This is a genomic window from Halodesulfovibrio sp., assembly GCF_015482765.1.
Lineage (GTDB): Bacteria > Desulfobacterota > Desulfovibrionia > Desulfovibrionales > Desulfovibrionaceae > Halodesulfovibrio.
On the sequence record NZ_JADMLB010000072.1, the window covers coordinates 18860 to 32144 of the forward strand.

Genomic DNA, 13285 nt, shown 5'->3' on the forward strand with positions numbered 1-13285 from the left:
AAGGGAGTCTTTATGCCTACATCCGGTTCTCGCAATACCCATTCAGAAAACTCTATCCGTCGTTCAACATTTTCCAACACACCGGAACAGGAATACAATTCTGAGTCTTCCCCTACGGCATATGCACAAAAAATGCGCCGCGAAGGAATACCTGCTCGCGTTATTGACCTGTTCTCCAGTTACCTTTCCGATGTTTCAGAACTCGCGACAGGGCATATCCCAGAACGCACTATTGCGCCTGTAACAATTTCCAGCCTTAAGCACATTGATGAACTGAATAAATATAAAGAGGCTGGAAAACGATTAGCGAGCAAAGCTGTTGCCATAAAATTGAATGGCGGTCTTGGTACAAGTATGGGAATGCAGTTTGCTAAATCTCTACTTCCCGTAAAAGATCAAATGTCTTTTCTTGACATCACAGTAAAGCAGGCGATCGCATGGCAAGAAGAATATGGCGGCTCTCTTCCACTTGTATTGATGAACAGCTACAACACACACACCGATACCTTGAACGAACTCCGCTCTATGACCGGACTCTCGCAATTACCGCTGTGCTTTGTTCAGCATAAATTTCCAAAAATTCGACAAGATACACTTGAACCTGTTGAATATCCGGAAAACCCTGAACACGAATGGAACCCTCCCGGACATGGCGATTTATACGCCTCTCTTTACCTCTCCGGAGTACTGGATACTCTTCTTCGTCAGGGAAGACAGTACGCACTGGTATCAAATATCGACAACCTCGGTGCAACACTGGACATGCGAATGCTCGGCTATATGGCCGAAGAAAATATCCCGTTCCTGATGGAAGCAACTGAACGTACAGAAAATGATAAAAAGGGCGGTCATCTGGCTCAGCATGAAGATGGTCGATTGATTTTACGCGAAGTCAGCCAATGCCCTGAGTGTGATCTCGAGCAATTCCAAAATATTTCACGCCACCGCCTCTTTAATACAAACAATATTTGGATTGATCTTGCTGCCCTGAAGGATACTTTACAGGAAAACGGACTTCCTAAACTTCCATTGATTGTAAATCCTAAGACTGTAAATCCTCACGATTCGAACTCTACACCTGTTTACCAAATAGAGAGCGCAATGGGTTCCGCAATCTCCCATTTCTCAAATGCTCAAGCTGTCGTAACTACTCGAGATCGATTTATCCCTGTCAAACGTACTGATGATCTCCTTAAAGTCATGTCAGACTACTACCTGCTAGACCCTACAGGCACACTCCAACTGAACGAAGCAAACATTACAAAGAACCTGCAAGTTGACCTTGACCCTCGCTACTACAGCAAGTTCGATAATATTTATGAAAAATTCAAAGACGGCGTACCGTCATTATGCTCATGTACTAAGCTCGGCATATCCGGCGACATCATTTTCAATCCATCCGTCTGTCTTGAAGGTGATGTTACTATCGATAACCAGACAGGTAACGTCCTTTTGCTTCCAGAGGATATTACGCTCAAAGGAATTGTCGATATCAAATAGCCAAAACTCGATACATAATTGCAATACCGAGAGGTCTATCTTATTTATATAGTGATATTTTTTTCGGAATCGGTACACTCCGAAGCCAGACCCCCGAGGCACATTGGAGGGTTTTCTGTATGCCGCAAGTTGCCGCTCGAATCACAAATGAACAAGAAAAATGGTTAAAGGACTACTTCCGCACCAAAAGTGCAGGAGCAGAATTTATCCTGCCTTGGGTTGTGGACACCTTTTTTCGGGCGATTACATCAATAAAACAGAGTTTTTCAGATAGCGAACTTGCCCTTATTATTGCTGCGCATAAAAACCTTCGTATCCAGCCAGACAACTCCAGTAAAGACTACCTCTACTTGCGTGTTCAAGAGGCCTGCAATACCAACCAACTGCACAACGTTTATGGTATAAGCAGAGAAACCCTGCTGGCAAAAATATGCAGGCTCAACAACACAGATGCCACAGCACTTATGGTCTGGGCTGCCGCCTTCTGGGTGAGCAAAAACTGCTCTGCCGACAATATTTCAGAATACATTACCCAGTACTAAGTACATAAAAAAGGGTGACGTGGTACCACGTCACCCTTTTTATTTTTGTATAGTTTGCTACAAGATTAATCCTCTGTAGGAGTAAACCACCGCAGCCGTAACGCGTTGGAAACAACTGACACAGAGCTTAACGCCATCGCACCACCGGCAATCATAGGCGACAAGGTCGGACCGTTAAACAACGCATACAGTAATCCCATTGCAACAGGAATACCCAACGTATTGTATCCGAATGCCCACGCAAGGTTCTGCTTAATATTCTTTACAGCAGCTCTGCTCAATTCAACCGCTGTGAGCACACCTGTCAATTCTCCGGACATTAGCACGACGTCACCGGCTTCAACAGCAACGTCAATACCAGTTCCCATGGCGATACCTACATCAGCCGTTGCGAGCGCAGGGGCATCGTTAATACCGTCACCTACCATAGCAACCAGTTGCCCCTGTTTCTGAAGGCTGACAATGGTGTCGCTTTTATCTTCGGGATGGACTTCAGAAATAACAGTATCAATACCCGCCTGCTTCGCCATAGCGCTTGCAGTCACGCTGTTATCACCCGTCAGCATAACAACGGAGACTCCGCGTTTCTTCAAGCGTTCTACAACAACCGCAGCTTCCGGCTTAATTGTATCAGCAACAGCCACCAGTAACGTTGGCTCATCATCTACAGACATTACAAGAGCTGTTCGTCCTTGCTGAGCCTGTGCATTCATACGCGAAAGAACATCTTCATTTGTATCAACACCCGCGTAAGCCGCATTACCGATACGTATTCTCCGACCTTCCACAGTGCCGTAAATCCCTTTACCGGATTCAGCTGTTACATCCTGAGTAGTAAGCAGAGCAATGCCCCGCTCTTTTGCTCCCTTAACAATCGCTGTTGCCAAAGGATGTTCAGATAAACTTTCCAGCGATGCAGCATATGCCAGCGCCTTTTCTTCATCCAAACCATTCAGCGACTCCACATGAACAAGCTCCGGCTTACCATGGGTAATTGTTCCGGTTTTATCAAAAACAATGGTCTGAATTCTACCAGTTTGCTCAAGTGCTGTTCCGTTTTTAAACAGCACACCAAGCTGTGCTCCTCGTCCTGTTGCAACCATAATTGATGTCGGTGTTGCCAAGCCCATTGCACAAGGGCAGGCAATAACCATCACCGCAACAAAAATGCGTAACGCAAATGGAAACGAAGCACCGGCAAGAAACCATGCGAAGCCGGAAACCAGAGCAATGCACATAACTATCGGCACAAAATACAAACTGACTGTATCAGCCATAGAAGCAATCGGAGCTTTGGAGCCCTGTGCATCCTGAACGACTCTGATAATACGGGAAAGCACGGTGTCCGCCCCGACATGCTCGGCCTTCATAGTTAACGCACTGTGTGTATTCACAGTACCACCGGCAAGAGAGTCACCAACTGTTTTTGATACAGGTAATGACTCACCAGTAAGCATAGATTCATCCACGCTTGAAGAGCCTTCAACAATACTTCCGTCAACCGGAATACGTTCCCCTGGACGGATAAGAAGAATATCTCCTGCGGCAACATCGGTAGCAGGCACAACCTGCTGTTCACCGTCAACAATACGTATTGCGGTATCCGGTGTTAAATCCATCAACCCCTTAATAGCATCAGAGGTATGCGAGCGGGAGCGCGTTTCCAGATATTTACCTAAAGAAACAAGGGCAATAAGTACACCTGCTGCTTCAAAGTACAAATCCATAACACGGGTCATGACATCTATACCGAGGTAAATTTCGGCAGTACCCCACAAGCTGTAAACAAAAGCGGCACCGGTTCCCACTGCAATGAGCGAGTCCATATTCGGAGCGCCTCTGAACAAATTTTTAAATCCGTGAATGTAAAAATCACGCCCTGACCACATGATAGGGATAACCAAAATCAATTGGACCAGAGAAAAAGTTCTTGGTGAAGAGTGAGGAGCTAACCACTCAGGCAAACTAAGACCCGTCATATCAGTCATAGCAATAATCAGTAACAACGCAGCAAATACGATTTCCGGAATAAGCTTGGCTTTCATCTCTGCAAGACGATCACGCATAGAAGCCTGCTGCTCTTCCCACATTGCTGTTACATCCTGTGCCCCTCCGTCATCAGCCTCTTTGAGGACTGCACCGAACCCGAGCATCGCAACCTTTTCTGTAAATGCAGCAACCGCAGACTCTTTATCAACGCCTTCAGCAGGAGCAACTCGAGCGGACTCCGTTGCAAGGTTAACCTCAACAGAAGCAAACTCCGGCATCTGCGAAGCAACTTTTTCGATTCGTGCAGAACAAGCAGCACAATGCATACCTGTAATGGCAAAACGCAGCATTTCATCATCTGCATGATCTTCAGGAGGCACAGCTTCATACCCGAGGCCAGACACTTTTTTTACAATAGCATCCAGCGACCCTACAGAAGAATCAAATTCAACTTGCATAGAATCAGTCGCCAAGTTTACAGCAGCGGCTGTTACCCCTTCCACTTCCGAAACACCTTTTTCAACACGCGCAGCACACGAAGCACATGTCATACCCTTTACAGGCATGGTGACCTTGCGGAGAATTTTTGGATCAATCGACTCGATATGGTTATCAGTCATAACAAACCTCATTGTTTCACTCAGACATAATGACATATGAATTCTGCGCAGCACTTTCTCCATGAGAAAAGTTGAGCCCTGCAGAATGTTTCGGTATGCTACGCCTGAGACCGAGTTAATACAATTCTTTTTAAACAGTTGTATAAGGATTCTAGTATGCCAGCAATTACTGTTACCGGAATGTCTTGCCAGCACTGCGTAGGTGCGGTCACCAAAGCTCTCGAAGCTATTAACGGTATTTCCGATGTCACCATAGACCTGTCTTCAGGCAAAGTAGAATGGAAGGAAGCTGCACCAGTTGCATCAGAAACAATTGAAAATGCCATCACATCTATTGGCTTCGAAGTTAAAAAGTAGCCTATCATAACAAAAAAAGAGCCGGAAGCTTCCGGCTCTTTTTTATCGTATACAACCTCTGATCAACACTGTTGCCTAATCTAGCACAACAGAAAGTGTTTCTTTTTTTTGATTAGCAGACCAATTTGCGGGTAACTTTCCCTTCAAATCAAGTACAATGCGCACTCGATCGTCATGATGTCCAAGACGAACAGCCTTAACAACGGCATCTTGGGTCACCTGAGGCTTCGGTAATTCCTCACTGAAACGCCCCACAATATCTACAACAAATCGATCAGGCTCTTTCAATCCAAAAATTTTATACGTGAAGGCATTCTTTGCACGTACCGTAAGCTCTTTTTTCTCATACGATACTGATGTGAGAGGGAAAAGTTCAGTTTTTTTCTTCAATTGCTGCTTGGAAGAAACAACACTTTTGGGCTGGCTTGGTTCTTTTTTTATTGAAACAGGTTGAGCAGGATTTTTTTTCGCAACTTCTGCAACCGTAACTGTTTTTTTGACTAAAACGAGATTACTTTCAGCTGCCGATTGAACAGACTGCCCTTGAGCAGGATCATTCGGCTTCGTTCTGTTTTCAACAGAACGCGCTGACAATGAAACCCCTGTGTTGTCAGATTTTACCTCTGACACAGGCTGTTCCATAACAACTTTTTGCAACGCCTCTGACTCCAGAGAACTTCCGCTTCCTGACGCCTGTGAAGACATATTCTGAGAAAGCGAATAGGTATCCCGCATTATCCATTTATTATAGCCAATAAGAACTGCCCCAACCACAAGAGCCAACAGAATCAACACAGAAATATTGCGGTTCATGTATCCTCCTCTCAGCAATTACCAACCTACTTTTGAGCCCGTCCCTCACTACGCACATATTCCAGAAAACGCTGCGCAGGTTTCAAATTTTCATTCAATGCTATAGCACGATTTAAGTATCTGATCGTATTACCATAGTCACCCATATCATAATAGACCCGAGCGACATTAAACAGCGCATGGTCATCTTCAGGGCTCAACTCCACTACACGCAACTGATGCTGCAGAGCCGCCGCAGGAAGCTTCTGTTTACGCAAATCAGAGCCAAACTCAGCAAATACATGCTTATGTTCCGGTATTACACCCTCTTTAGCATCCGCAAGCTTTGTTAACACTTTTAAGGCATTACGTCTGTCACCATTTTCTAAAGCAACAAGAGCCTCTTCAAAGCTGGCCTTCAAATTCTTTGCTACATTCTCAGGAGTTTTCTGCTCTCTGGCAAAGGCTTCAGCTTCTTCACGGGCAATATCGAGCGCTTCAGTTGAAGAAATAAGTTCAGGAGTAACATCAGCCCCATGCTTATCTTTCAAAATAAAAACATACGGCTCGTCTGGTAAAGAACGGGCTTCATGCTCAACAAGATGAGCATGTGCAAGAACTTGCGGCTGAAGTAGATAGTCCGGTTCTTTTATAAAACGATGAACAAAATCTTCTACTCTCAGACGATATTGCTTGCCCGAAATGGTGCGCTGCGAAGATAATGCCTGAATCATGACAGTATCGTTATCAGTAAACCATACAAGCCAGTAACGCTTTTCCTGATCTTCCGATTTCTCAAAATCTTGTTCAGATTCAAGAGTGGAGTACACACCTTTATATTCTAAATGCAACACAACGCACTTCCTAATGACGTTCGAATTCCTACGGGTATTACCTATTGTTACTTAGTGCCTGTAAAAATTTTTGTGCAGGCATCAACTGCGGATTTGCAACTAACGCACGGTGCAGCCATCTCTTACAATCGGACATTTTCCGTAAATCATAATACACACGGGCAATGTTATAGCACAGATGATCATCATTAGGAGAAAGTTCAGCGGCTTTCAAGTAATGTTTCAGTGCAATTTCCGGTTCCTGCTCTTTACGAAGCCTTTTACCAAAGTCATTAAACAAATGTTTATGCTTTGGCTTCCACGGTACGTCCTTCTCAGGAACAGCCAACAGTATGCGCCTGCCCTGCTTCAAATATCCACCGCGCAACATTGTCATGCCTTTATCAAAATTTTTTACAGCTTCCTCTTCAGCACGTTTAAGTCCACTACTCTTCGCTCTGTGTGTAGGAACTCTAGCCAAGAGTGCGTCTGTCTGGGATGTACTCTGTAACTCCAGTTCAGATCCGGAGCCCACATTTTTAGAAGTAACATCAGCCGCTAACAAACCCGGCTCAAAAACATATTCCTGTTCGAACTCTTCCAGTTCAACACGCCTCTTGTCACCAATCGGCGTCAAGTTGCTTGTAAGAAGCTGAACTTCCACACAGCCGTCAGCTCCTTGGCATGCATACCAATACCTCTTCGAAATACTCTTTCGCCTTGTCGCACCCGATCCAATCCAAAGATTGGACGACGTGTGATACACACCTTCTGTCATCTACTGCCCCCAATATATGCACGTATAATATAACTCACCCCTATCATACCCCTTTTATCTTGAAAACAGCATGTTAGGACTTCAAACTAGTATTTTAAAAACATTGTGGACGGTTAATATCTTTTCCTTTACGTTTCTGTCATGCATGAAATGGCAATAGCAGCAAGTCTTATTGATATCGTCAAGGAAGAGATGGCAAAGCATAATGCCTCTAAATTGCTTATGGTTCGCGTCTGCTACGGTAAGCTGACAAACGTTGTGCCGGATGCACTTTCGTTTGCTTTTGAAGTACAGACCAAACAAAGCCCTTTAGAAGACGCTGAGCTGGAACTTAAAGAAATTCCTGTCACTGTTACTTGCGGTGAATGCTCTACGGAGTTTACGCCGGAAGGAACGGATCTTTTCTATATGCCGTGTCCTTCATGCGAGAACCTTTTTGGTCATACAGTGCTTACAGGAAAAGAACTTTACGTAGATCATCTTGAAGCGGAGTAAATAATTCCCATGGAAATCCCAGTAGTACGCAACATACTTGAAGCGAACGACAAAATAGCAGTAAATTTGAAAGAACTTTTTGCTAAACATGGCATTCTTGTTCTGAACCTTATCAGCTCTCCGGGCGCAGGCAAGACATCCATTCTTGAACGCACCCTCACAGACCTCAAAAACGAGTTCACTATGGCTGTTATCGAAGGTGACTGCCAGACTGATAACGATGCACGCAGAGTTGCGGAAACTGGAGCAAAAGCTGTTCAGATTAACACTGACGGCGGCTGCCACCTTGATAGCAACATGATTACAGCTGCGCTTGCAAACTTTGATCTGGATGAAATTGACATCCTGTTTATCGAAAACGTAGGTAACCTTGTTTGCCCTGTTGAATTTGACTGCGGTGAAGACTTTAAAGTAGCGCTGCTTAGCGTACCAGAAGGTGACGACAAGCCGGAAAAATACCCAGCCTTGTTTGAAAAATCTTCCGCGATGATCCTGAACAAATGCGACCTGCTTCCATACGTTCAGTTTGATGTTGAACGTGCTACAAAGTTTGCAACCCAGCTGAACAAAGATATGCCAGTATTCCAGACTTCCTGCACCACAAGTGACGGGTTGGATGAATGGTATGAATGGCTGCGCAAAACACACGCTGCTAAACAAAAGTAACAGCTACTGTCTTACTGATTATTTGTACATCCGCCCCCGAATTTCGGGGGCTTTTTTTCAGCAAATTTTCCAGCTATAGATAGCTCTCGGTTATTCAAAGACATAAAAATGCATAACTGCCTCTGGACAACCCTCAAGTTAGTGACTACTGACTTTATACTTAGATTTCATACAGCCTGCCTCACGTACCGCCGCACTGGACAGTCTGTTTTTTACAACGCGGCATATTCTACTGTTTGGAGACCATCATGAGTACTGACTGCAGCAGTGGTAACTGTTCTTCCGGTTCCTGCGGCGGAGCACCTACTGAATTAGATGCTGGCGAAGCACGGATGAAACGTACCATCAGCCGTATTAAACATAAAATTGTTGTTATGTCCGGCAAAGGCGGCGTTGGTAAAAGTACTGTAGCTACCAACATTGCTATCGGTCTTTCCCTTGCTGGAAAGAAAGTCGGCCTTCTCGACGTTGATGTTCACGGCCCAAGTGTTCCACGCTTGTTAAGCATGCGTGATTCAAAAGTACATATTGAAGAATCTTTCATTGAGCCTGTGGCATGGAGCCAAAATCTCTCCGTTATGTCTCTCGGCTTCCTTCTTCCAAACTCATACCAGCCGGTAGTGTGGCGTGGTCCTGTAAAAATGGGCTTCATCAAACAGCTGCTCTCTGATGTTGTGTGGGGCGACCTTGATTACATGGTCGTAGACTGCCCTCCGGGAACCGGTGATGAACCACTCTCTGTTATGCAACTGCTTGGCAACGACGCACAGGCTGTTATTGTAACAACACCACAAGGCGTTGCTATTGACGACGTTCGCCGCTCTGTTACCTTTGTAGGCGACGTAGGCAATCAGGTTCTTGGTATCGTTGAAAACATGAGCGGTATCGTCTGCTCACAGTGCGGTAACGTTGAAAACATCTTTGGTAAGGGCGGCGGTAAAGACCTTGCTAAAGAAGTCGGCGTACGATTCCTTGGCGACATCCCGCTTGATCCGGAAGTTGTTCGCTCTGGTGATGAAGGCTACGCATTCCTTTCTGTAAAGCAGGATTCCCCTACTGCACAGTGCATTCAGAAAATTATTAAGCCTATTCTGGCTCTTGATGATGACGCTGCACCGTCAACAAAACTGCATCCTGTGCTCCCACCGCATAAAGGCACTATCAAAATTGCCTTACCGGTAACTAAAGGAACCTTGTCTCCTTCTATGCACCTTGCTGAACAATACGTTATTGCCGTTGCGGATGCTGAAACAAAGAAAATTGTTTCTACAGAAACAGTAGACGCGCCTGCATATGAAGCCAAAGGCGCTGCATCTTTCCTTGAAAGACTTGAAGCTGGGTATGTTTTAGCTAAAGACGTACCTGAAGATGCCTGCACTGCGCTTAAGGATAAACACATTACCCTCATTAAAGGTATTACTGTTAATGCTCCTGTTGCAGTTGCTACAGACTTCATTGAAGGAAAACTGCTCGCAGCAAGTTAACATACTATTATCATAATATCTTTACTATAAAGCAACTCCTTTTTTACAGAGAAAGGAGTTGCTTTTCTTTTACCCTGCTGGCATAGCAAACAAAATTTACATTTCAAAAGATAACTACACAAAACTTCACGTTATTATTTTTCAATAACACGGAGACAGGCAACAATGTTTGCATTTGACAAAAAGTACCTTGCAGCTGCATTTGCTGCTGCATTTGCTGCTCTCATGCTTCCTGACCTAATGAGACTGCCTGCCGCTTATGCTATCGCGTCTGCTATCTATCTTTTCCTTTTTAACTTCTGCATCATGTATGCAGCGTGTCAGCTACCTAAAATCACCTGCTATCTGGTACCGCCAATCTTTTTTGTCAGCTCCATTGCTGCATACTTTCATGGCGTCTATCGAATTAAGATCGATAGAGAGCTCATTTTCCTCTTGCTCGAAACAAACACAGGTGAAGCCAGTGCATTTGTAACCCCAAAGGTCGTACTCTTTGGCTGTTCTGCACTTGCAACTTCCCTGCTCTTTGGCCTTCTGCTCAAAAGAGCTAAAGGAAAATTTCAGCTAAAACCGCTGGCGTTAGCACTATTATTAGTCGTCCCAACAACTATTCTGCTTGGTAAATTTAAAAAGACCCCTGTGGTACAACTGGTTCGCCCAGCTGTCGCAACAAAATACGTTTTTCCGTACAGCGTATTCAACGGCACAGGACAATTTGTCGAACAATATATCAAAAACGTCATCAAAGGGCTTCCCGAAGATTCAGGAAAAATTAACTCTTTTGCAATTCAAGAAAAAGAACCACTTAAAATTATCGCAATAATCGGCGAGTCCGCTCGAGCTGATCGTTTTCAAATAAACGGCTATCATCGCGAAACAAGCCCCCTGCTCAACAAAGAAAAAAATCTTGTTAACTACGGTTCAATCAAATCCTTCTCTGCGTATACACGATTGTCTGTTCCGGCAATGATCACTCCGGCAACATTGGCAAAACCAGAAACAACAATGACATCATTTCTTGGCTTGTTTAAAAAACATGGTTTTAAAACTACATGGTTGTCTGCCAATGATCGACTGGACAGTCATGACACACCTACAACCAATGCCATTGGTAACATCGACCAAAAAATCTTTAGGCATAAATTCTGCCGTGTCGCATACAACAGATTTTATGATTCAATGCTGATTGCCCCACTGAAAGACGTTCTTAAGTCGACCACTGGCAGTCAGGCGATTGCTGTCCATACACGTGGCAGTCATGCAAGTTACAGTGCACGATATACGAAAGAATTTGCCAAGTTCACACCAGATTCCTACGGCGAAGATATGGAACTTGAACCACTGAATAATGCGTATGACAACAGCATCCTAGCGACTGACGCTTTTATTGTTTCTGTCATTGACTTAGTACGAGATCAAAATGCAGTGGTTATCTACAGTTCAGACCACGGTGAATCCTTAGGAGAAGATGGCCGCTTTGCGCATGGCAACCCGGCTATTAAAGAGCAACGAGAAGTACCTTTCTTCATCTGGTATTCTGACAAATACGCTGAGCTCCATCCTGACATTGTGGCAGCATTAAGACAAAAACAAGGCGAACGTCTCTCTCACGATGTATTCTTCCCATGGACTGTAAACCTTGGCGGTATTATGCTTCCCAAAAGCAACCAGCCGGTTCTGCTTTCTGCAGAGCAGTACCATGCTCAAAAAATGCAGTAGAGAATTATCGCACACAGCCCACACAATCAGAACATTCGGCCTTAACAGTAACAATTCATTACACACGAAAATTACAAATTCTTTAACGTAACATTACAAAACAATTCATAGATCAAAAAAAAGGCGAAGCTGAAAACAGCTTCGCCTTTTTTTTGATCTATTCAGAAAAGAGCTACACAAAAATACCAGCAAGAGCACCAGCAAACACCATTACAGAAATAAAGCCGTTCATGGTGAAAAATGCCATATTTACACGGCTCATATCGTCCGCGCTAATAATTGTATGCTCCCAATACAAAATAGCGGAAACAACAGCCCACACAGCAAAGTACGGCCATGAAAGCCCTGCAGCCCAACCGCCCATAAGGAACATAATAGAAGTAACAACATGGCAAAAAGAAGAGATGACTAATGCTGATTCAATACCAAAATGAGCAGGTACAGAGTTCAGCCCCACAGAGCGGTCATAGTCTGCATCCTGACAGGAGTAAATAATATCGAACCCTGCAACCCAGAACAAAATGCCCCATGCGAAAAGCACTGCAGACACTGTAAACTGCGGGTCGACACTAATCCAGCCAGCTAATGGAGACAATGCCAACACAGCTCCAAGCCAGAAATGACAAAGCCATGTAAACCGCTTGAGCAGACTGTAGAACGCTGCAACAAACAACGCCACAGGAGCCAGCTTAAAGCTAAGATCGTTAATAAAGAAACAAGCTGCAACAAAAATAGCAGCCATGATTGCAATAAAGGCCCATGTCTGCGCCGGAGAAATCTCCCCTGTTACCAATGGGCGCTGCTGAGTGCGCGGATTTTTAGCATCAAAAGGTAAATCAATAACTCTGTTAAACGCCATTGCGACTGAGCGAATAGCAACCATTGCGACTGTAAGCAGTAAAAACGGTTTAATAGAAGGAAGTCCACCAGCCGCGATAAACTGCCCGAGATATGCGAACGGAAGCGCAAACACAGAGTGTTCTATCTTAATCATTCGGCAGACTGCGCCAAATTTATTCAAAAGAGTTGAAGCCGAACTCATGAAACATCCTTAGTGGCAATACCGTATTTGTTATACAGTACTTTTGAATAGTTAGAAAAATGTTCAAGAGCCTGCGTCTGCCCTTTGCTACGCAGCTCATTAATTTCATCATACCGTTCTATCAAGACTTCAACAACAATGGGGTCAAGTTTATTGGAATCACCCAATTGACGTAACACCCGTGTTGTCTCATCGAAATCCATTCCACGACGATACGGACGATCCTCGGTTATTGCCGTAAACACATCAGCCACCTGAAGAATACGTGATCCAAGGGATATATCTTTACCAGCAATTCCCCTCGGATAGCCGGTGCCGTCCAGCCGTTCATGGTGCTGACATGCCCAGTCACGAATAACTTCCAGTCCAGGAATACCGGATAGAATATGCTCTGTGTATGTGGCGTGTCGCTGAATGATAGAAAATTCTTCTTTGGTCAAGCGCCCGATTTTTTCAAGCAGCGCTGCA

The 13285-nt window shown here is 44.5% G+C and carries 13 protein-coding genes; 7 read left to right on the forward strand and 6 right to left on the reverse strand.

Annotated elements, in window-relative coordinates:
• The first annotated feature begins 12 nt into the window (after positions 1–12).
• The gene (locus QZY95_RS14325) at positions 13–1500 is read left to right on the forward strand and encodes a UTP--glucose-1-phosphate uridylyltransferase (protein ID WP_290924739.1); all 1488 of its coding nucleotides are present in this window, start codon (positions 13–15) and stop codon (positions 1498–1500) included.
• A 119-nt stretch (positions 1501–1619) separates the two neighbouring features.
• Positions 1620–2042, forward strand: coding sequence for a hypothetical protein (locus tag QZY95_RS14330; protein WP_290924742.1), 423 nt, complete (start codon positions 1620–1622; stop codon positions 2040–2042).
• A gap of 65 nt (positions 2043–2107) precedes the next feature.
• Here QZY95_RS14330 and QZY95_RS14335 read toward each other — a convergent pair whose 3' ends face one another.
• Positions 2108–4651 (reverse strand): heavy metal translocating P-type ATPase, encoded by a 2544-nt coding sequence (locus QZY95_RS14335; RefSeq protein ID WP_290924745.1) that lies wholly within the window; start codon positions 4649–4651, stop codon positions 2108–2110.
• 156 nt (positions 4652–4807) lie between these two features.
• Here QZY95_RS14335 and QZY95_RS14340 point away from each other — a divergent pair, with 156 nt between their 5' ends.
• Complete coding sequence (locus tag QZY95_RS14340; protein ID WP_290924748.1) at positions 4808–5008, forward strand: cation transporter; 201 nt, start codon at positions 4808–4810, stop codon at positions 5006–5008.
• Positions 5009–5083: 75 nt separating this feature from the next.
• Here the strand turns inward: QZY95_RS14340 and QZY95_RS14345 are convergent, their stop codons facing one another.
• The 3 genes from QZY95_RS14345 to QZY95_RS14355 are packed head-to-tail and all read right to left on the reverse strand — an operon-like array spanning position 5084 to position 7297.
• A complete protein-coding gene (locus tag QZY95_RS14345; protein ID WP_290924750.1) occupies positions 5084–5821 on the reverse strand; it encodes an AMIN domain-containing protein in 738 nt (245 codons plus the stop codon).
• 26 nt (positions 5822–5847) lie between these two features.
• Positions 5848–6654 carry a hypothetical protein gene (locus QZY95_RS14350; protein WP_290924753.1) on the reverse strand — a complete coding sequence of 269 codons (807 nt, stop codon included), beginning with the start codon at positions 6652–6654 and terminating at the stop codon, positions 5848–5850.
• A gap of 37 nt (positions 6655–6691) precedes the next feature.
• Positions 6692–7297: a hypothetical protein gene (locus QZY95_RS14355; RefSeq protein WP_290924755.1), complete on the reverse strand. Its 606-nt coding sequence runs from the start codon at positions 7295–7297 to the stop codon at positions 6692–6694.
• A 255-nt stretch (positions 7298–7552) separates the two neighbouring features.
• On the opposite strand from QZY95_RS14355, the gene hypA reads away from it, so the two are divergent.
• The 4 genes from hypA to QZY95_RS14375 all read left to right on the forward strand — a co-directional run bounded on the left by hypA (position 7553) and on the right by QZY95_RS14375 (position 11775).
• Complete coding sequence (hypA, locus tag QZY95_RS14360; RefSeq protein ID WP_290924757.1) at positions 7553–7906, forward strand: hydrogenase maturation nickel metallochaperone HypA; 354 nt, start codon at positions 7553–7555, stop codon at positions 7904–7906.
• A 9-nt stretch (positions 7907–7915) separates the two neighbouring features.
• The gene (gene hypB, locus QZY95_RS14365; RefSeq protein ID WP_290924759.1) at positions 7916–8572 is read left to right on the forward strand and encodes a hydrogenase nickel incorporation protein HypB; all 657 of its coding nucleotides are present in this window, start codon (positions 7916–7918) and stop codon (positions 8570–8572) included.
• 248 nt (positions 8573–8820) lie between these two features.
• Positions 8821–10056, forward strand: coding sequence for a P-loop NTPase (locus QZY95_RS14370; protein ID WP_290924761.1), 1236 nt, complete (start codon positions 8821–8823; stop codon positions 10054–10056).
• Positions 10057–10221: 165 nt separating this feature from the next.
• A complete protein-coding gene (locus QZY95_RS14375) occupies positions 10222–11775 on the forward strand; it encodes a phosphoethanolamine transferase (protein ID WP_290924763.1) in 1554 nt (517 codons plus the stop codon).
• A gap of 172 nt (positions 11776–11947) precedes the next feature.
• Here the strand turns inward: QZY95_RS14375 and QZY95_RS14380 are convergent, their stop codons facing one another.
• Entirely contained in the window at positions 11948–12817 is an 870-nt protein-coding gene (locus QZY95_RS14380; RefSeq protein ID WP_290924765.1) for a 4-hydroxybenzoate octaprenyltransferase, read from the reverse strand.
• Positions 12814–13285 (reverse strand): HD domain-containing phosphohydrolase (locus tag QZY95_RS14385; protein WP_290924767.1); only part of this gene is annotated, 472 nt, incomplete at its 5' end. The genes QZY95_RS14380 and QZY95_RS14385, both read right to left, overlap by 4 nt.

Excerpts from the sequence above, each read along its gene's own strand:
- QZY95_RS14380 (WP_290924765.1), bottom strand. The coding sequence starts at position 12,817 with ATGAGTTCGGCTTCAACTCTTTTGAATAAATTTGGCGCAGTCTGCCGA.
- hypB (WP_290924759.1), top strand. The coding sequence starts at position 7,916 with ATGGAAATCCCAGTAGTACGCAACATACTTGAAGCGAACGACAAAATA.
- QZY95_RS14335 (WP_290924745.1), bottom strand. The coding sequence starts at position 4,651 with ATGACTGATAACCATATCGAGTCGATTGATCCAAAAATTCTCCGCAAG.
- hypA (WP_290924757.1), top strand. The coding sequence starts at position 7,553 with ATGCATGAAATGGCAATAGCAGCAAGTCTTATTGATATCGTCAAGGAA.
- QZY95_RS14330 (WP_290924742.1), top strand. The coding sequence starts at position 1,620 with ATGCCGCAAGTTGCCGCTCGAATCACAAATGAACAAGAAAAATGGTTA.
- QZY95_RS14345 (WP_290924750.1), bottom strand. The coding sequence starts at position 5,821 with ATGAACCGCAATATTTCTGTGTTGATTCTGTTGGCTCTTGTGGTTGGG.
- QZY95_RS14375 (WP_290924763.1), top strand. The coding sequence starts at position 10,222 with ATGTTTGCATTTGACAAAAAGTACCTTGCAGCTGCATTTGCTGCTGCA.
- QZY95_RS14325 (WP_290924739.1), top strand. The coding sequence starts at position 13 with ATGCCTACATCCGGTTCTCGCAATACCCATTCAGAAAACTCTATCCGT.
- QZY95_RS14340 (WP_290924748.1), top strand. The coding sequence starts at position 4,808 with ATGCCAGCAATTACTGTTACCGGAATGTCTTGCCAGCACTGCGTAGGT.
- QZY95_RS14370 (WP_290924761.1), top strand. The coding sequence starts at position 8,821 with ATGAGTACTGACTGCAGCAGTGGTAACTGTTCTTCCGGTTCCTGCGGC.